The sequence below is a fragment of the Promicromonospora sp. MEB111 genome, from assembly GCF_030209445.1.
Classification (GTDB): domain Bacteria; phylum Actinomycetota; class Actinomycetes; order Actinomycetales; family Cellulomonadaceae; genus Promicromonospora.
Map to the genome: position 1 here is coordinate 264,573 of NZ_JARVSD010000018.1, position 19,267 is coordinate 283,839.

General features: G+C 72.4%; 12 protein-coding genes. 6 read left to right on the forward strand and 6 right to left on the reverse strand.

Annotated elements, in window-relative coordinates:
- The 3 genes from QRN56_RS22480 to QRN56_RS22490 all read left to right on the forward strand — a co-directional run bounded on the left by QRN56_RS22480 (position 1) and on the right by QRN56_RS22490 (position 3,522).
- Positions 1 to 918, forward strand: a complete 918-nt coding sequence (locus QRN56_RS22480) for a dihydrodipicolinate synthase family protein (RefSeq protein ID WP_285107017.1) — start codon at positions 1 to 3, stop codon at positions 916 to 918.
- 72 nt (positions 919 to 990) lie between these two features.
- Positions 991 to 1,992: a proline racemase family protein gene (locus tag QRN56_RS22485; RefSeq protein WP_285107019.1), complete on the forward strand. Its 1,002-nt coding sequence runs from the start codon at positions 991 to 993 to the stop codon at positions 1,990 to 1,992.
- Between the two features lie 36 nt (positions 1,993 to 2,028).
- Positions 2,029 to 3,522, forward strand: coding sequence for an aldehyde dehydrogenase (NADP(+)) (locus QRN56_RS22490; RefSeq protein ID WP_285107021.1), 1,494 nt, complete (start codon positions 2,029 to 2,031; stop codon positions 3,520 to 3,522).
- Between the two features lie 42 nt (positions 3,523 to 3,564).
- On the opposite strand, the gene QRN56_RS22495 is transcribed toward QRN56_RS22490, so the two are convergent.
- Entirely contained in the window at positions 3,565 to 4,299 is a 735-nt protein-coding gene (locus QRN56_RS22495; protein ID WP_285107023.1) for a TetR/AcrR family transcriptional regulator, read from the reverse strand.
- A gap of 76 nt (positions 4,300 to 4,375) precedes the next feature.
- On the opposite strand from QRN56_RS22495, the gene QRN56_RS22500 reads away from it, so the two are divergent.
- A complete protein-coding gene (locus QRN56_RS22500) occupies positions 4,376 to 5,581 on the forward strand; it encodes an FAD-dependent monooxygenase (RefSeq protein ID WP_285107026.1) in 1,206 nt (401 codons plus the stop codon).
- A gap of 39 nt (positions 5,582 to 5,620) precedes the next feature.
- On the opposite strand, the gene QRN56_RS22505 is transcribed toward QRN56_RS22500, so the two are convergent.
- Together QRN56_RS22505 and QRN56_RS22510 are read right to left on the reverse strand one after the other, a co-directional pair.
- Positions 5,621 to 6,775 (reverse strand): epoxide hydrolase family protein, encoded by a 1,155-nt coding sequence (locus QRN56_RS22505; protein WP_285107028.1) that lies wholly within the window; start codon positions 6,773 to 6,775, stop codon positions 5,621 to 5,623.
- 84 nt (positions 6,776 to 6,859) lie between these two features.
- On the reverse strand, positions 6,860 to 7,225 hold the full coding sequence (locus QRN56_RS22510; RefSeq protein ID WP_285107030.1) for a VOC family protein: 366 nt from the start codon (positions 7,223 to 7,225) through the stop codon (positions 6,860 to 6,862).
- A 173-nt stretch (positions 7,226 to 7,398) separates the two neighbouring features.
- Here QRN56_RS22510 and QRN56_RS22515 point away from each other — a divergent pair, with 173 nt between their 5' ends.
- The gene (locus tag QRN56_RS22515; protein ID WP_285107032.1) at positions 7,399 to 8,367 is read left to right on the forward strand and encodes a helix-turn-helix transcriptional regulator; all 969 of its coding nucleotides are present in this window, start codon (positions 7,399 to 7,401) and stop codon (positions 8,365 to 8,367) included.
- A gap of 71 nt (positions 8,368 to 8,438) precedes the next feature.
- Here the strand turns inward: QRN56_RS22515 and QRN56_RS22520 are convergent, their stop codons facing one another.
- Positions 8,439 to 8,888, reverse strand: coding sequence for a MarR family winged helix-turn-helix transcriptional regulator (locus QRN56_RS22520; RefSeq protein ID WP_285107034.1), 450 nt, complete (start codon positions 8,886 to 8,888; stop codon positions 8,439 to 8,441).
- Positions 8,889 to 9,046: 158 nt separating this feature from the next.
- Between QRN56_RS22520 and QRN56_RS22525 the strand changes: the two genes are divergently transcribed.
- Positions 9,047 to 12,286, forward strand: coding sequence for an efflux RND transporter permease subunit (locus QRN56_RS22525; RefSeq protein ID WP_285107036.1), 3,240 nt, complete (start codon positions 9,047 to 9,049; stop codon positions 12,284 to 12,286).
- A 65-nt stretch (positions 12,287 to 12,351) separates the two neighbouring features.
- Here QRN56_RS22525 and QRN56_RS22530 read toward each other — a convergent pair whose 3' ends face one another.
- Entirely contained in the window at positions 12,352 to 12,801 is a 450-nt protein-coding gene (locus QRN56_RS22530; RefSeq protein ID WP_285107038.1) for a hypothetical protein, read from the reverse strand.
- Positions 12,802 to 13,033: 232 nt separating this feature from the next.
- The gene (locus QRN56_RS22535; protein ID WP_285107040.1) at positions 13,034 to 19,096 is read right to left on the reverse strand and encodes an Ig-like domain-containing protein; all 6,063 of its coding nucleotides are present in this window, start codon (positions 19,094 to 19,096) and stop codon (positions 13,034 to 13,036) included.
- Between the last annotated feature and the right edge of the window lie 171 nt (positions 19,097 to 19,267).

Genomic DNA, 19,267 nt, shown 5'->3' on the forward strand with positions numbered 1-19,267 from the left:
ATGAACCAGCGATTCGACCTCGGCGGCGTCATCGTCGCCACCACGCTCGCCTTCACGCCCGACGAGTCCGCGCCGGCCGGCCTGGCCGTCGACTACGACAAGTTCGCCGCTCATTGCGAGTTCCTGATCGACAACGGCTGCCGCGGCGTGGGCCCGAACGGCTCCCTGGGCGAGTACTCCTCGCTGACCGACGACGAGCGCCGCAAGGTGATCCAGACCGCCGTGCAGGCCGTGGACGGCCGGGGTCTGGTCGTCGCCGGCGTGCACGGCGTGGGCTCGCACCAGGCCAAGCACTGGGCCGAGCTCGCCGCGGAGGACGGGGCCGACGGCGTCCTGCTGCTGCCGCCGACCATCTACCGCGCCAACCGGTCCGAGGTGATCGCGCACTACGCCGCGGTCAACGAGGTGGGCCTGCCGATCATGATCTACAACAACCCGATCGACACCAAGGTCGACCTCACGCCGAGCATCCTGGCCGAGCTGGCCCAGCTCGAGAACGTCGTGGCCGTCAAGGAGTTCTCCGGCGACGTGCGGCGCGTGCTGGAGATCAAGGAGCTCGCCCCGGACCTCGACGTCATCGCGGGCGCCGACGACCTGCTGTTCGAGTCGCTCGTGGCCGGCGCCGTCGGCTGGTTCGCCGGGTACCCCAACGCGTTCCCGCGCGAGGCCGTCGAGATCTACACGCTGGTCACCGAGGGGAAGATCGACGAGGCGCGTGAGCTGTACCGCCACCTCGTGCCGGTCTTCCGCTGGGACTCGCGCACCGAGTTCGTGCAGGCCATCAAGCTCTCGATCGACATGGCCGGGCAGAGCTACGGTGGGCCCACCCGCCCGCCGCGCGGCCCGCTGTCCGCGGAGCACGAGGCGCAGGTGCGCAAGGACACCGAGGCGGCGCTCAGCTACATCGCCTCGCGCTGACCCACTCGCACCGGACCAGCCAGCACCGGACCAGCCCGCACCGGCACCCACGCATCGAGCACAGGAGCGACCATGCGCAGCAGCAGGACCATCACCGCCGTCGACTCGCACACGGAGGGCATGCCGACGCGCGTCGTCACCGGCGGCGTCGGCCCCATCCCGGGCGAGACGATGAACGACAAGCGGCTGTACTTCATGGAGCACATGGACGAGCTGCGGCACTTCCTGATGGACGAGCCGCGGGGGCACTCCGCGATGAGCGGCGCCATCCTGCAGCCGCCCACGCGGCCCGACTGCGACTGGGGCGTCGTCTACATCGAGGTGTCCGGCTGCCTGCCGATGTGCGGCCACGGCACCATCGGCGTGGCCACGGTGCTGGTCGAGACGGGCATGGTGGACGTGGTCGAGCCGGTCACCGAGATCCGGCTCGACACGCCCGCCGGGCTCGTCGTCGCCAAGGTCGCCGTCAGCGACGGCCACGCCGACGCCGTGACCATCGAGAACGTGCCCAGCTTCGTCACCGCCCTCGACCAGGAGGTCGAGGTGCCGGGCTACGGCACCGTGCCCTACTCCATGGCGTTCGGCGGCAACTTCTACGCCCTGGTCGACCTCGACGACCTCAAGCTGCCGTTCGACCGCGAGCGTCAGCAGGACCTGCTGTCCGCCGGGCTCGCGATCATGGACGCGATCAACGAGACGGCGAAGCCGAGGCACCCCGAGCTCGACGGCGTCGAGGGCTGCCACCACGTCGAGCTGATCGCCCCCGGCTCGGACGCCCGGCACTCCCGCCACGCCATGGCCATCTACCCGGGCTGGTTCGACCGGTCGCCGTGCGGCACGGGGACGTCCGCCCGGATGGCCGAGCTCTGGGCGCGCGGCGAGCTGGCCCTGCACACCGACTTCGTCAACGAGTCGTTCATCGGCAGCCGGTTCGTCGGCCGCCTGGTGGGGGAGACGACGGTCGCGGGCGTGCCCGCCGTCCTGCCGACCATCACCGGGCGCGCCTGGGTGACCGGCACCGCCAACTACCTGCTCGACCCGAGCGACCCGTTCCCCACGGGTTTCGTGTTCTGAGCCCACCGAATCTAAGCCTGCCTGATGAGGAGCCCCATGACCGCCACCGCGGCGTCCGACCTTGACCGCACCGTCGACGACGTGGCCCGCCGGGCCGCGGAGGCGTTCGCCGGACTGTCCCGGGCCACCCCCGCGACCCGTGCCGACGGCCTGCGCCGTGCCGCCGCCGCCCTCGGCGACCATGCCGACGAGCTCGTCGCCACCGCCCACGTCGAGACCGGCCTTGCCGAGGCGCGGCTGCGCGGCGAGCTCAAGCGCACGCAGGTGCAGCTCCGGCTCTTCGCGCACGTCGTGGAGGACGGCGCCTACCTCGACGTCCGCATCGACGAGGCCGACCCCGACTTCGTGCTCGGTCCCCGCCCCGACCTGCGCCGCGCCCTGTGGCCCGTCGGACCCGTGCTCAACTTCGCGGCCAGCAACTTCCCCTTTGCGTTCTCGGTGGCGGGCGGCGACACCGCGGCGGCGCTCGCGGCGGGCTGCCCGGTGATCGTCAAGGCGCACCCGGGGCACCCCTGGCTCTCCGAGCGCACGGCCCGGATCGTGGCCGGCGCGCTCGTCGAGGCGGGGCTGCCGGAGGACACGCTCCAGCTCGTGACGGGACAGGACGCCGGTGTGGCCCTGCTGGAGCACCCGGCCGTGCGGTCCGCGGCGTTCACCGGGTCGCCGCACGTCGGGCAGCTCCTGGCCGCCCGGGCCGCCGCGCGGCCCGACCCGATCCCGTTCTTCGGCGAGCTGGGCAGCGTCAACCCCGTGCTGGTCTCGCCGGCGGCCCTGGCGGAGCGCGCGGACGCGCTGCTGGCCGGGTACGTGGCGAGCGTCTCCGGCTCGGCCGGCCAGCTCTGCACCAAGCCGGGCTTCCTGCTCGTCCCGCAGGGCACGGTGTACGACGACGCCGTGGCCGCCGCCACGGCCGACGTTCCCGAGCACCGGCTGCTCAACCCGTCGATCGCCGACGGCTACGAGCGGCGCGTGGCCCAGGTGCTGGCGGTGGACGGGGTGCGCGTGGTGCGCTCCGGCAGTTTCCGCCGCGACGGCGACGGGCAGGCCTGGGTGACGCCGACGTTCGTCGCCGTGCCGCTGGACGTGCTCCGGACCGCCGGGCCCGCGCTGCTCGACGAGGTGTTCGGGCCGTTCTCCGTGATCGTGGAGTACCCGGCCGGGACCGACCTGTCCGCCGTCGTCGGCGAGCTGTTCCCCGGGAACCTCACGCTGACCCTGCACCTGGGGTCGGGGGAGACCGGCGCGGAGCAGGGCGCGCTCGTGGCGGCCCTGGGCCGGTACGCGGGGCGGGTGCTGCTCGGCGGCTGGCCCACGGGTGTGGCGGTGACCCCCGCGATGCAGCACGGCGGGCCGTCGCCGGCGACGACGACGGACGGCACGTCGGTGGGCACCGCCGCGATCGGCCGGTTCCTGCGCGGTATCACCTACCAGGACGCCCCGCAGGACCTGCTGCCGGCACCGCTGCGGGACGACAACCCGTGGGGCGTGCCCCGCACGGTGTCGCCGCGGGGCGCGTCCCTGAACTGGTAGCTGCCGAGTTCGTGCGACAAGCTGCGGACCTGGAGGGGACCGTCAGCTGGCTCGCTGGCTGATCAGAGCCGCCACGCCGTCCAGGATGCGGTCCAGGCCGAACGAGTGGTCGAGCCGGCGGTCCTCCTCGGCGGCGTCGGCGGGGTAGTCGTAGGCGCCCGCGTCGACGGCGCGGCGCAGGGCGGGGAATCGCTCGGCGTCGGCGAGCCGGCCGAGCAGCGTGCTGTACGCGGCCACCGACTCGCCGGAGGCCGCCTCCCCGAGCCCCGCGCTCAGCCGCGCGCTGCTGTGCAGGTAGGTGGCCACGAGCAGCACCACGCCGGCCTTCTCGCTCTCGGTGAGCCCGGTGTCCCGGAGCGTGGCCAGGGCGCGGTCGGTCCAGGTGAGCTGGTTGGGCGTCACCGGCGGGCCGCTGATGGGCACGTCCACGATCCAGGCGTGCGCCCGCAGCATCGTCCACTGCGCCAGGCTCCAGCGCTGCAGCCCGAGGCGCCAGTCGGACGGCGGCTCGTCGAGCTCCGCCGGTACCGCGGCGACGGCGTCCAGCATCAGCAGGAAGATCTCCTCCTTGCCCTGGACGTGCCGGTAGAGCGACATCGTCGTGAAGCCGAGGCGCTCGGCGATCCGGGCCATCGACACGGCGTCCAGGCCGCCCGCGTCGGCGAGCTCCACCGCCGCCTGCGTGATGCGCGCGGCGTTCAGGCCGGGCCGGGCGGCGGGCGCGGCCGCGTCCCGCCCCCAGAGCAGGTCGAGGCCGGTCGGGGCCTTGGCGTCCATGGTGCAGCGCTCACTCTCGTGTCGTGGGGAAAGAGGGGCTGGCTCGATCCCGAGTGTATGCCATACGCTCGTGTGTATGACATACACAGCGATGGTGGTCGGCGGCGGGATCGCCGGGACGACGTGCGCGATCGCCCTGCACGAGGCAGGCATGGAAGCGACCGTCCACGAGGCCTACGACCGGACGGCGGACGGCGCGGGCGTCTACCTGACGCTCGCCGTGAACGCGCTCGACGCGCTGCGCGCGGTGGACGTGGACCTCCACGGGCTTGGCTTCGACACGCCCCGGATCACGATGCGGAGTGGTTCCGGCCGGACGCTGGGCGAGCTGCCCTACGGCACCGGCCTGGAGGCGGCGGGCGACGGTCTGACCAGTCGCACGGTCAAGCGCGCGGACCTCTACCGCAGGCTCCGTGAGGAGGCGCTGCGGCGCGGCGTGCGCTTCGAGCACGGCAGGCGCCTGGTCGGCGCCTCGCCGTCCGACGACGGTGTGGTTGCCTCGTTCGCGGACGGCACCACGGCCGAGGGAGACCTGCTGATCGGCGCCGACGGGCTGCGGTCACGGACCCGCGAGATCATCGCGCCGGACGCGCCGGGTGCGCGCTACAACGGCCTGCTCAACACGGGCGGCTACGCCTCCGGCGTCCCGGTCGACAGCGAGCCGGGCATGATGAACGCGATCTTCGGCCGGCGCTGCTTCTTCGCGTTCACGCCGCACCCGGACGGCGAGGTGTGGTGGGTGGCGAACCCGCCGAGCCCGGTCGAGCCCACCCCGGCGGAGCTGGCGGCGATCAGCCCGGAGGAGTGGCGGCGTCGGCTGATCGACCTCTTCCGGGACGACAAGGGATCCGCCTCGGACATCATCGGCGCCACCGAGAAGATCTTCGCGGGCTGGAACACGTACGACGTGCCGTCGGTCCCGGTCTGGCACAGCAACCGCATGATCATCATCGGGGACGCCGCCCACGCCACGGCCCCGTCGATCGGGCAGGGCGCGGCCATGGCGATCGAGGACGCCGTGGTGCTGGCGAAGTGCCTGCGGGACCGGCCGACCGTCGCGTCGGCGTTCGTGGCCTACGAGGGGCTGCGGCGCGAGCGCGTCGAGCGCGTCGTCGAGCAGGGGCGGCGTACCGGCGGGTGGAAGTCGCTTCATCCGCTGGCCGCGGTGCCACGGGATCTGGTCATGCGGCTCGGGATGGCGCACATGGCCCGCACGGGCAACGACCCGAGCCGCTGGATCTACGAGCACCACATCGACTGGGCCGAACGGGTCCCGGCCTGACGGCCGTGGCCGGCTGGGCCGGCGGTCCCGACAGGTGGGTTAGGCGCGGTACGGGCGGAAGAAGTCGCGGAGCTCCTGGGCGTAGAGCTCCGGCTCCTCGAACGCCGCGAAGTGCCCGCCGCGCTCCGGTTCGGTCACGCGCACGGTGTTGGCGGTCCGCTTTAGCCAGGCCCGGGGCGGGCGCACGATGTCGCCCGGGAACAGCGAGAACCCGGACGGCACCTCGACGCGACGCGTGAGCTGCCGGGCCGGGATCGCGCCGTTGGCGTGGTACATCCGCATCGACGAGCCGATGGTGCCCGTGAGCCAGTAGATCGTGATGTTGGTGAGGATCTCGTCCCGCGTGTAGGCGTCCTCCAGGTCGCCGAAGCTCCAGGCCCGGAGCTTCTCGACGATCCACGCGGCGAGCCCCGCGGGCGAGTCGTTGAGCCCGGCGGCCACGGTCTGGGGCTTGGTGCGGTGCATGGCGCCGTACGCGCCCTCGGTCGCGCTCCACGTCGCGGTCTCGGCGAACCAGGCGCGCTCCTCGGCCTGGAGCGTCGCCGGGTCGCCGGCGAAGACCGGCAGCCCGCCGTCCGTACGGTGCACGGCGACGACGCGGTCCGGGTGGTCCAGCGCCAGGTAGCGGCTCACGTGGCTGCCGATGTCGCCGCCCGCCGCGCCGAACCGCTCGTGGCCCAGCACGGTCATGAGCCCGGCCCACAGCCCCGCGACGGCGATCGAGCTCAGCGGCGCGCCCGTCGGCCGGTCCGAGTACCCGAAGCCCGGCATGTCCGGGACCACGACGTCGAACGCGTCGGCCGGGTCGGCGCCGTGCGCGCCCGGGTCCGTCAGGAGCGGCACGACCTTCGAGTACCGCCAGAACGAGTCGGGCCAGCCGTGGCTGAGCACCAGGGGGAGCGCGGGTCCGGACGGCGCGACGGCGCGGGCGTGCACGAAGTGGATCCCCAGCCCGCCGACCGACGCCCGGAAGCGGGGGAGCCGGGCCAGCGCCGCCTCCTGGGCGCGCCAGTCGAAACCGTCCGCCCAGTACGCGACGAGCTCGCGGAGGTAGCCGAGATCCGTGCCCAGCGACCACCCGACGTCCTCCGGGGCGTCGGGCCAGCGGGTCGCCCGCAGCCGCGCGCGCAGGTCCTCGATCGCCTCCGACGAGGCCTGCGGGGCGAACGGCTCAGGGGCGGTGGTGTCCGGCACGGCACACACCCTACGTGCGGCCCGGGCGCGCGGCGCGCCGCCGTCGTGAGGTCATCACGACGGCGGCGCGGCACCGCCGACCGGTCAGTCGGTGGGCGAGACGCGGATCAGGTTGCCGTCCGGGTCGGCGACCACGAACGTGCGCCCGAAGACCTCGTCGTGCGGCTCCTCGACGACGGTGACGCCCTTCGCGACCCATGTCGCGAAGACGTCGTCGACGGCGGCCGCGGACCGGGACACCATCAGGCCCACCTCGAACGACCGCGACGTCCGCGCGGAGAGCCCGTCGGTGTGGCCGCTCCACAGCGCGAACAGCACACCGGGCGCGATCTCGAACGGTACGTAGCGCGGGGCGCGCACGACCGGCTCGATCTCGAACAGGTCGGCGTAGAACGACGTGGCGCGCTCGACGTCGGTCACGTAGACGAGGAAGAGGTTGGGTGCGGGCATGGGTAGCTCCTTCCAAGGGTGCCGCCGACGTTCGGCGACGGACCCACGCTCGCGCGGTAACGTGACAGAACCTGTCATGTTCAGCCCCGAGGCGACGGAACTCGGACCGACGGAACTCGCAAAGACGGAACTCGGAAAGACGGAACTCGGAAAGACGGAACCGGAGAGAAGGAATGGGTTCGGCACAGCGCCTCATCGGCCTGCTCGGTGCGCTCCAGGCGCGGCGGCACACCACCGCGGAGGCGCTCGCGGAGGAGTTCGGCGTGTCCACCCGCACGGTGCTGCGCGACATCCAGAAGCTCGTCGACGCCGACATCCCGGTGCTCACCGAGCGTGGGAGGTACGGCGGCATCAGCCTGCTCCCGGGGCAGCAGGTGGACCTCACCCGGCTGACCACGTCGGAGGCCGACGTGCTCCGCGCCGTCGGCGTCGACCTGGAGCGAGCCCGGGCGCTCGGCGCGGAGACGGCCGCCCGCGCCGCCGTCGGCAAGTTCGCGACCCGGCCCGGCGCGCCCCCGGCGCGGCCCGGGGCCGCGCCGCTGTCCCTGGCCGACGTCGTCACGGTCGAGAACCGGGCCTGGTTCGCGCCGCAGGAGCCGCGCGAGGCGCCCGACGTCGCCGCACTCGCGCGCGACCTGCGCCAGGCCCGCCGGCTGCACGTCACCTACCGGCGCAGCGGCCAGAGCGCGGCCGCGGACCTGGTGGTCGACCCGTACGGGCTGCTGCTGCGGGTCGACCGCTGGTACCTCGTCGCCGACGTCGACGCGGCGCCCCGGCTGTTCGCGCTGACCCGGCTCGACGGCTGGACGCTGCTCGACGAGCCGCGCCGGGTCCGGGACGTCGCCCTGGAGGACGTCGCGCGCGGGCTCGGGCAGGCGCTGGAGACCCGGCGCGGCATGACGGTCGAGGCGGTCCTGGACGCCGGCGCCGTGGACCTGGCGTACCGCATCCTCGGCTCCCGGCTCCGCACGGTCGGGCCGCCGGACGCGTCCGGCCGGGTGCCGATCACCATCGGCTACGCGCAGGTCGAGGCCGCGCGGCAGCTGCTCCAGTTCGCCGACCACATCGAGGTCACGGGCCCGCCCGAGGCGCGGGCGCTGCTCCACCGCCTGGCCGAGGAGACCGCGCGCCGGCACGCCTGACGACCCCACCCGCCTTCGTGTCAGGCGTACAGGTCACCCGGGGGACCTGTACGTCTGACGCGTCGCGGGGGTCAGGGCGTCAGGCGGCGGGTCGCCTCCAGCAGGGCGCGGGTGCCCTGGGTGAGCGCGCGCAGGTCGTCCACGTCGAGCAGGTCCAGCAGGTCGGGCGGCAGGTCGTCCTCGTGGGCGACGATGCGCCGGATCGCCTCGCTGCCCTTCTCCGTGCTGGTCACGCGGCGCACCCGGCCGTCGGCCGGGTCGGGCGTGCGCACCGTCATCCCGGCCGCGGTCAGTCGGTCGAGGATCCCGGAGACCGTGGCGGCGGACACGCCGAGCGCCTCGGCGAGCCGCTGCGGTGTCGAGTCGCGGTCCACCTGCACCAGGGCCAGCGCTCTGAGCTGCTGCACCGTGAGGTCCGTCTCCAGCAGGGGCCGGAGCCGGGAGGCGAAGAACGCCTCACCCAGCTGGTGGTGCAGGTCGGCGAGCTCGGCGGCGAGCTGCGCGCGGGTCTGGTCGGTCACGGGGTGATTTTAGTGGCCCCGGAGCCGCACGAGAACCGGAGTTGCGTGCCGGGAACCCGGGCGTGATCCTTTGCGTTAGGCAAAATACTGCGCCGACGGAGTCGTGGGACCCCGGCGTGAACCCCAGATCTGGAGGCAGTGTGTTTCGTCTTGCCCGAATGTCGCTCGCGAACCGTGCCCTCGTGGCACTCGCGACGATCGCCGTCTTCGTCGTCGGCATCTTCAGCATGGGGCAGCTCCGCCAGGAACTCATACCCTCCCTGAACGTGCCCGTGGTGGCGGTCACCGCGGTCTACCCGGGCACGGCGCCGGAGCTCGTCGCGGAGCGCGTCACCGACCCGATCGAGACCGCCGTCGAGGCGATCGACGGCGTCACGGGTGTGACCTCGACGGTCTCCACCGGCGTCTCGATGACCACCGTCGAGCTCGAGTACGGCACCGACATCGACGCGGCCAGCCAGGAGATGACCTCCGCCGTCGGGGGTCTCCAGGACCTGCCGGACGACGTCGAGCCCGACGTCATGGCCGGCTCGTTCGACGACCTGCCCGTGGTGCAGCTCGCGGTGTCCGGCGACGGCACCGAGCGGGAGCTGACCGAGACGATCGACTCCGTGCTGGTGCCCGAGCTGTCGGGCATCGCGGAGGTCCGCGACGTCACGGTGACCGGCACCACCGAGCGCCAGGTCGTGATCGAGCCCGACGACGAGAAGCTGGCCGCCGCGGGTCTCACCGCCGCCCAGCTCTCGTCGCTGCTGCAGGACAACGGCACGGTCATGCCGGTCGGCTCGGTCACCGAGGACGGCCGCACGAGCAGCGTCCAGGTGGGCACCACCGTGAGCACCGTCGAGGAGCTCGAGAAGCTGCCGATCGTCCCGTCCGCCGGCTCCGCGGGAGCCGGTGCCGGAGCAGCCGGCGCCGCCGGGGCCGGTGCGGCCGCGGGCGTCCCGGGCGCCACCGGGGAGGCGCCGGCCGCCGAGGCCGGCCCCGCCGCCGTCGTGCACCTGGGCGACGTCGCGAAGGTGAGCGTGCAGGACGTCGAGCCCACCTCCTTCTCGCGGCTGGACGGCGAGCCGTCGCTGGCCATCGCGCTGACCAAGACGCCCGACGGCAACACGGTCGACGTGTCGCACGCCGTGCAGGACGTGCTGGCCGACGTCGAGGACGAGCTCGACGACGCGGGCGTGAGCACCGCCGTCACGTTCGACCAGGCGCCGTTCATCGAGGAGTCGATCGAGGGTCTGACCACGGAGGGCGGGCTCGGCCTGCTGTTCGCGGTGCTCGTGATCCTGGTGTTCCTGGCCTCCCTGCGGGCCACGCTGGTCGCGGCGGTCTCGATCCCGCTGTCGCTGGCCGTGACGTTCGCGGCGATGAACCTGACCGGCTACACGCTGAACATCCTTACGCTCGCGGCCATGACCATCTCGATCGGGCGCATCGTGGACGACTCGATCGTGGTGATCGAGAACATCAAGCGGCACCTGTCCTACGGCGAGGACCGCGTCGACGCCATCGTCACCGCCGTCCGCGAGGTGGGTGCGGCCATCACCGCGTCCACGGTCTGCACCATCGCGGTGTTCGCCCCGATCGCGCTCGTGGGCGGCATGGCGGGCGAGCTGTTCCAGCCGTTCGCCGTCACCGTGGCGATCGCCATGGGCGCCTCGCTGGTCGTGGCGCTGGTCGTGGTGCCGGTGCTCGCGTACTGGTTCATCAAGGTTCCGGTCTCGGCCGACGGCGGGGCCGCGATGCGGGAGGCCGCCGAGCTCAAGGAGCGGCGCGGCATCTGGCAGCGCGCCTACGTGCCGTCGCTGGCGGCGTCGCTGCGCCACCCGGCGGTCACGCTGACGGTCGCGGTCGCGCTGCTGGGCGGCACGCTCGCGCTGGTGCCACGCATGGAGACCAACTTCATCGGCGCCGCCGGCCAGGACACGCTGTCGGTGACCCAGGAGTTCGAGCCGGGCACGTCGCTGGAGGACCAGGACGCGGGGGCCAAGGAGGTCGAGGACGTCCTCGCGGGCATCGACGGCATCGCGACCGTGCAGACCACCGTCGGGTCGGCCGACGGGATGGCCGCCGCCTTCGGCATGGGCGGCGGCGGGAGCAGCGCGTCGTTCGCGATGACGCTGGACGAGGACGCCGACGGCGAGGCGGTGCAGGACGACGTCCGCGAGGCGCTCGACACCGCCACCCTGGACGGCGAGGTCACCGTCGCCGCGGGCGACTCCGGCTTCTCCAGCACCACCGTGGACCTGGTGGTCACCGCGCCCGACGCCGACGACCTGGCCGACGCCGCGAGCGCTGTCGAGGACGCCGTCACGGACCTCGACGGCGTCGAGAGCGTGACCAACAACCTGGCCGCCGAGCAGTCGACGGTACAGGTGACGGTCGACCGGGACGCGGCGGCCGAGGCCGGGCTGACGGAGGCGGCGGTCTCCGGCCTGGTGGCCGGCGCGATGAACGAGGCGAGCATCGGCACCGTGGACCTCGACGGCGCGTCGCTCGACGTCGTCGTCGCCGGCGACGTGCCGGCCACGACGGCCGAGATCGAGAAGATCGACGTGCCGACGGCGGCGGGCGTGGTCCCGCTGAGCGACCTGGTGACGGTCGAGGAGGTGTCGGCCCCGGCGTCGGTCACGCGGGTGGACGGCGAGCGCAGCGCGACCGTCGCGGTGACCCCGGCGGGGCAGGACCTGGGCACGCTGACCACGGCCCTGACCGAGGAGATCGACGGGCTGGACCTGCCGAACGGCGCGGACGTGAGCGTGGGCGGTGTGGCGGCCGACCAGGCCGACGCGTTCGCCGACCTGGGCCTCGCTCTGCTGGCGGCGATCCTCATCGTGTACCTGGTGATGGTGGCGACGTTCCGGAGCATCGGGCAGCCGCTGATCCTGCTGGTCTCGGTGCCGTTCGCGGCGACGGGCGCCCTGCTGGCGCTGCTGCTGACCGGCACGCCGCTCGACGTCGCGGCCCTGATCGGCGTGCTGATGCTGGTGGGCATCGTGGTGTCCAACGCGATCGTGCTGATCGACCTGATCAACCAGTACCGGGCCGACGGGCAGCCGCTCGACGAGGCGGTCCGGGAGGGCGCGCGTCAGCGCCTGCGGCCGATCGTGATGACGGCGGCGGCGACGATCCTGGCGCTGACCCCGATGGCGTTCGGCCTGACCGGCGGCGGGGCGTTCATCTCGCAGCCGCTGGCGCTCGTGGTGATCGGCGGGCTCGTGTCCTCGACGCTGCTGACGCTGTACGTGGTGCCGGTGATCTACACGCTGTTCGAGCGGCGCTCGGAGGGCACCACGCCCAAGCGGGCCGCCAAGGCCGCGCGGCGGGCGGAGAAGGCGCAGGTCAAGGCCGCCGAGGCCGCGGCGGTCGCGCAGCGGCTGGCGGCGGACGCGGGGTAGCCGAGGCCGGGTCGGCGGGGCCCGCGCGCTGCCGGCGTGGTTCGCGAAGGACTGCTCGGTACGTCCTACGCGGCGAGGGAGGTCGCGAACTGCGCGAAGAACTCGTCGATCTCGGCCGGCTCGTAGACCTGGCGGCCGAGCACGAGCGCCAGCTCGTCGCAGCAGTGCTCCGTGCACCAGGACCGGACCTCGGCGGCCTCGAAGAGGTCCCACGACGGGCTCAGGTTGGACAGCAGGCCCGCACGGACGAAGCAGGCCGCCGGGGCGAGGCTGTCGAAGAAGGCCCACCCGTCGCCGATGTCGACGGCCGCCCCGCGCTGCACGCTCAGCTCGTCGTCCTCGGACGCCGGCGGAAGCGGCGCGTGGTCGACGACGGCGCAGTACCCGCCGTGCTCCGTGGTCGGTGTCCGAACCCCTGGATGGCTCCCGTAGCTCCGGCAGATCGACGTCGTCGGTTCGCTGTCGACGGGCGACTGGCCGTCCATCAGGCTGGCGGTGAAGGCCTGAACGAGCATCGTGGTCCTTACGTTCGAGATCCAGGTTGTGGACACGACTCTGGGCAGAGCGGACCAATTGGTCGAACCCGGCGTCGGCGGCAGCGTAGCGACAAGTGGTGCATTTCGCCTGCGGAAGCGGATTTCGCCCGGTCAGGAGGCGGTCGGCCGGACGGGTCCGGGAACGACAGCGCGGGGCGCACGGTCACCCGTGCGCCCCGCGAGGACTGACGTCAGCCGTGCACGGCCGGCGTCAGCTGTTCCAGTTCGAGACCTGGTACCGCTTCCCGTCGACCATGAAGGCGACCTCCGCTCCGTTGTACTTGGCACTCATGAAGCACGAGAGCGTCCTGTTGCCGCTGGCCCCGTTCATCGGGTACGTGGTGCTGCCGCCCCAGGTGGTGGCGTGCGGCGGGTGGATGTCGTGCCAGACGGTCGGGCTGTCCTGGTCGTACTGCCGGGTGTTGCCCGCCCAGCAGGCCGCCTGGTGGTTGCCCGTGTCGAAGCCCGACCAGTTCAGCACCCAGTTGCGGCAGCTCGCGCAGTCGCCGCTGTTGCCGCCCACGGTCACCCAGGCCCGCGGCTGCAGGGCCGCCTTCGAGGCGCAGGCGCGGGCCGTGCGGTTCTGGGAGTCGGTGACCGTGACGCAGGCGTCCTTGGTCTGACCCTCGCTGGCCGTGGCGGACGCGGTGCCGTTCTTGGCCGTGCTGGTGATCGCGCCGGTCACCCGCGCGGTGGTGGGCAGGCCGTTCTCCGGTCGCGCGTCCCACGTGAAGGTGACCTTGCCGATCCCGGCGGTCGCCGTGATCGTCGGGGTCTTCGGCGGGCCGTACGGGGTCACCGCGTTCGAGGCGGTGGACCAGTCCGAGCAGGCGTCGGCGTTGCACGCCCGCACCCGGAACGCGTACGCCGTGCCGTTGGTCAGGCTCTTGTAGGTGTACGCCGTCGTGTTGCCCGCGCTGGGGTGGTCCGTGCCGTTGTTGTGCGTGACCTCGTACCGCGGGCTCTTGCCGCGGAAGTTCGAGCTCGGGATCGCGGTCCAGCTCACGTCCGCCTGGTTGCTCGTGTTCGACCCGAGCTTCGCCGTGGGCCGGCTGGGGTCATCCGGCACGCCGTACGGCACCACCGCGTTCGACGGCGGGCTGGCCTTGGACCTGCCCGCCTTGTTCTCGGCCTGGACCGTGAACGTGTAGGTCGAGCTGGTGCTCAGCTTCTGGACCGGCGCCGACGTACCCGTGGCGGGGATGGTGTTGACCTTCGCGCCGTCCTTGTACACGGCCAGGTAGTACCGCTTCACGGCGTCGCCGTTGTTGGCCGGGGCCGTCCACGACACGGTGATCTGGCCGCCCACGCCCGTGTCCACGCGCTGCGCGGCCGGTGCGGCCGGCTGCGCCGGGGGCGCGGCGGGGGTCTCCGGCGCGGAGGGGTCGCTCCAGTCCGACGGGCTGTCCGCCTCGTTCTTGGCCTGCACCCGCACCGTGTACGCCGTGCCGTTCTCCAGCCCCGACCACTTGACCGAGGTGTTCTCGACGCACGCCTTCTGGGTCACGTTGTTCGCCGGCGCGGGGCTGATCTCGAGGTTGACGCACTCGATCGGCGAGCGGTCCGTGTAGGCCTTGTTCTTCCAGCTCACCATCAGGCTCTGGTTGTCGAAGTCGAGCGTGGGGGGCTCCGGCTTGTCCGGCTTCTCGTCCGGGCGGACCTCGCGCGATGCCGGTGACGGGTCGGAGTCTGCCACCTCGTTGGTCGCGGTGACCGTGAACCGGTACTTCACGTTGTTCTTGAGCCCGTCGAACGTGCAGGTGGTCGTGGCACAGGCGTGCTCCTGACCGGTCTGCGTCCGCAGCGTGTACCCGGTGATCTCCGCGCCGTTGTTGTTCGGCTGGTCCCAGCTCAGCACCACCGTCTCCGAACGGACCTCCTCGACCCGCGGCGCGCGGGGCGCCTCGGGGCGGCCCAGCACCGTCAGCTTCGCGATGCCGTCCACCTCGCGGTCGGGGTCACCGGTCGCGTCCTGCACGCGGTAGCGCACGGTCATGACGCCGGTGAAGTCGGCGCCCGGGGTGACGATCACCTCGGAGCCGTTGTGCGAGACCTCGCCCTGGCCCGTCTCGCGCGTCGCGTCGACGACCTCGAGGGGCTTGTTCGGGAACGGGTTGGTGTCGTTGGCCAGCACCGGGATGGTGGTCGCCTCGCCCTGGTGGGCGTCGAGCACCACGTCCGGCGTCGTCTTCGCCTTCTCCCGGGTCGACGGCACCACCTCGACGGTCAGCTCGGCCTCGACGGGCGGGTTCTTGCCGTCCGAGACCATCATGGGGATCTCCTGGAACGTGCCCTTCGGCACCGACGCGTCGACCTCGCCCCGCACGGTCGTGCCCGTCACGGACGTGATGATCTTCTCGGTGCCCTTGACCTCGAAGGTCAGCGGGTCCTTGTCCGGGTCCTTGGCGTACCGCGACAGGTCCACCTCGGCCGTCTCGGCCGGGGCGACCCTGAGCACCGGCGTCCCGGTGATCCTGGGCGGCATGTTCTTGGCCGGGGTCACGTCGATCGGCAGCGTCAGTACCGCCGCCAGGCCCTCGGGGTCGTCCGGCCCGTCGCCGTCGGTCACCTCGAAGCTGACCGACGCGGCCCCGGCGTAGTCCGCCGTCGAGGTGTAGACGATCGTGTCGTGGTCCTCGACCGTGACCGTGCCCTCCAGCGCCTTGACCGTCCGGTCCTCCGTGATCCGCGGCTCGGTGCCGTCGCGCACCACCACGTAGTCCGCGATGTCGATCGTCAGCGGCTCGCCGCTGGTCGCCTTGAGCGGCTCCAGGCCCGGCTTGACGTGCGGCCGTGCCTGGTCGCCCGGCACGCGGACGAACGCCTTGGCCCCCTGGCCGTCGACGTCGGTCACGGTGTAGGTGATGACCTGGGCGTCCTGCGTCAGCTCCACCCTGACGGCGCCGGACTCGGTGACGGTCACGCCCTCCAGGTCCGCGTCCACGGCGACCTCGAGGTCCGCGGCCACGCCGTCCGGGTCCACGTCGTTGGCCAGCACGTCGAGCGTGACGCTGCTCGAACCCTCCACGTCGTCGACCGTCACGACGTCGTCGTGGGCGACGGGACGCAGCAGCGGCGCGTTGGCGTCCACGTTCACCGTGATGGCGCCGCTGGCCCGCGCCTTGTAGGTGTCCTGGATGCCGTAGTAGAAGGAGTAGGGGCCCTCCTTGTCGGGTGCGGTGACCACGACGTCGTCGTCCACCGCCTTGGGCTCCAGGTCGCCCGTGCCCTCGAAGCCGTTGCCCACCAGCCCGATCTGGTTGCCGTCGGGGTCCGAGTCGTTGTCCAGGGCCGCGACCGCGACGGTCCGGCCGGGCCGCACCGTCGTCACGTCGTCGACCGCCTGCGGGTCCTGGTTGGACGCCGGAGCCATCGCGATGCCGACCCGCACGACGCCCTCGGCGGGGGCGCCGCGCGTGTCGGTGACCTGGTAGGTGAAGGTGTCCAGGCCCGCCGATCCCGCCGCGGCCGTGTAGTCGATGAACCCGTCCACGATGGTGGCCGTGCCCTGCGACGGCGCCGCGGAGATCGAGCTCAGGGAGACGTAGTCACCGTCGGGGTCCGTGCCGTCCAGCGGCAGCGGGATGCGGACGATGCCCTCGCTGAGCACGCGGGCCTCGATGTCGGGCAGCTGCGGGGCGGAGTTCTCGGGTGCGTCGAGCACGTTGATCGTGACCTGGGCGGAGTCCTTCTGCCCGTTGGCGTCCCTCACCTCGTAGACCGCGTGGTACGTCCCGGCCTCCTGGCCGGCCCGGAACCGCACCGTGTCCTCCGAGACGAACGCCTCGCCTGCCGAGTCCGGCGGCGACTCCTGCAGCTTGTCCGTGAGCGTCAGATCAAGGCCGTCCGGGTGCGTGTCGTTCTTCAGCACCGGGATCGTCACCACGTCACCCACGTGCACGGTCGCCTCGTCCGGACCCGCCTCCGGCGGGCGCAGCTGGGCCGGCGCCGGGATCGGCACCACACGCACCTGGCCGGTGGCCGTGCTCGTGCCGTTGGCCACCTTGTAGCTCAGGGTCACGGGACCTTCCAGGCGCTTGACCTCCGAGACCTTCAGGATCTGGTGGTTGAGCACCGACACGGTCACCGGCGCGTCGCCGGGCACGCTGACGCCCTGCACCACGAGCACGCCGCCCGCGGGGTCGGTGTCGTTGGCGAGCACGTCGACCAGTGCCGTGCCACCGGCCGGCAGCAGCACCTGGTCCGAGACCGCGACCGGTGCGCCGGTCTCGTCCGGCGGCTCCAGCACGTCCACGCGCACCAGGCCCATCGTCGGTTCGGGGCCGTCGCTGATGTGGTAGGTCACGTCGTACGCGCCGGGCGTGTCCGACTCGAACTTGAACGTCTCGGCCGTCGCGTTGGTCGTGATCGTCGCGCCCTGCTTGTCGTCGACCCGGATCAGCCGGAAGTCGTCGCCGTTGGGGTCGAAGTCGTTGGCCACCGGGTCCACCGTCACCGGCTCGCCGGCCAGCACGGCCACGTGGTCCTGCACCGCGACCGGCGGCACGTTGGTGGCGACCACGTTGACGATCAGCGTGCCGGGGAAGGACTGGCCCATGGCGTCCGACACCAGGACGTCGACGATCTTGTTGCCCGTCACGGTGCCGCCGTCCCGGAACTCGACGGTGCCGTCCGGCCGGAACCGCACCTCGTCCAGGGGGTCGGCCGTGCTCGCGCTCGACAGGAACATGTCGTCGCCGTCGGGGTCCTTGAAGTAGGGCAGCACCTTGATGGTGCCCAGGCCGCCCTGGCCCACCACCAGTACCGGCTTGCCCGGCTGCTCGGGCGCGTTGTTCTCCTCCGGCGGCACCACCTTGACGTCCACGGAGCCCTCGTCGGTGCCGCCCCGGCCGTCGTTCACCTCGTACGTGAAGCTGGTGGTCCCGGCCGCGCCGTCGGGCACGTTCGCCTGCAGCGCGGTGCCGTCGAGCACGCGGTCCACCGCGATGTCGCCCTCGACCTCACCCTTGACCGACGCCACCATCACGTCGCCGTCCTGGTCCGAGTCGTTGCCCAGCACGTTGAGCACCGTGGTGCGGCCGGGCCGCACGCCGAACGTGTCGTCCACCGCCTCGGGCGCGCGGTTGGGCTTGCTGCGGTCGGCAACGGCCTGGTCGACCTGCTCCGGTGTGGCCTCCTCGGTCTCGGTCTTGTCGCCCTTGCCGTCCTTCGGGATCGTGAGCTTCCAGGTGTCGACCACCTCGAACTTCTCGGCGGCCATCCACAGCAGCCCGCCCGCCATGTCGTTGAGCACGATGACGTTCCGGTTGACCCGGTAGACCAGGTTCATCCCGGCGCTCACGCCCTCGAGCACCTCGTTGACGTCGTTGTCCGAGCCCTCGCAGTCCCGGAGCACCTGGCCGCCGGCCCACGCCCCGTAGAGGCAGCCCCCGAGCTGCACCGGGGCGGACGGCGTGCCGCCGCCCGCGCCCTGGAAGCCGAACGTGGTCGGCTTCCCGCCGCCGACCGGCACCGTCACCAGCGCCTCCGGGGTGGCCAGCACCACGTTCTCCGCCTCGTCGGAGGGCTGTTGCAGCACGCTCTGCGAACCCTCCTCGATCGTGACGGTGTCGCCGCCCGGCAGCACGAGATTGCCGGTGGACTGGTCGAGCACCACGGGCTCGTCGCCCACCGCGGAGACCAGCACCGTGGCGTCGGCGGCCACGGGGAGCGACGACTCGTCGACGTCCTCGGCGACGCCCTGCGAGCCGGTGGGGATCGAGTAGAGCTTGCCGTCGGCCGGCACGGCCAGGAACACGGTGCCGTCCTTGCCCACCGCGAGCCTGCCGCCCTGGCCCGCCTCAACCGTGGGCTTGAGCTCCTTCTCATCGAACGCCGCCGAGTCGAACGGCAGCACCCACGCCCGGCCGGTGTCGCCGTCGTACACCGCGGTGGTGGCGCCGCCCGAGGCGACCTGTGCGCCGGCGGGGAAGTTCATGGTGGTGTCGAACGCGAGCTGCGCCGGGTTCACCGGGCTCGCGGACGAGTCGCCCGTGCGGTCCAGGAGCACGCGCTGGGCGTCCTGCTCCACGTCGAAGCTCCCCGCGCCCGCCACGAGCACGCCGTCGATGGTCTTGGCCTCGTAGTTGAACCGGCCGAGGTTGCCCTTCGCCGTCTGGGTCACCCAGACGCCCGAGTCGTTCAGGTCGACGTCGGCGGTGGCCTCACCGTCGTAGAGGAGCGCGAAGCCGACCAGACCCGCGCCGAAGAGCGCCACCACCCCCACCGAGACGACCGACCGACGGTTCTCAAATACGCGTGAGGCAAAGCTCATGCGTCCTCCTGATCATCACTCCACAAAAAGAAAGGCCCGCCCGGACACCTCACAGGCGTGACGTCGGCAACCCTACCGATCGGGGAGGTGAATTGTCGCCGAAATGAGGTTTTGCGCGAGTTTCCGCGCAGGTCAGGAGAGGGGGCGGCGGTCGTGGGTCCCGAGGGGTGC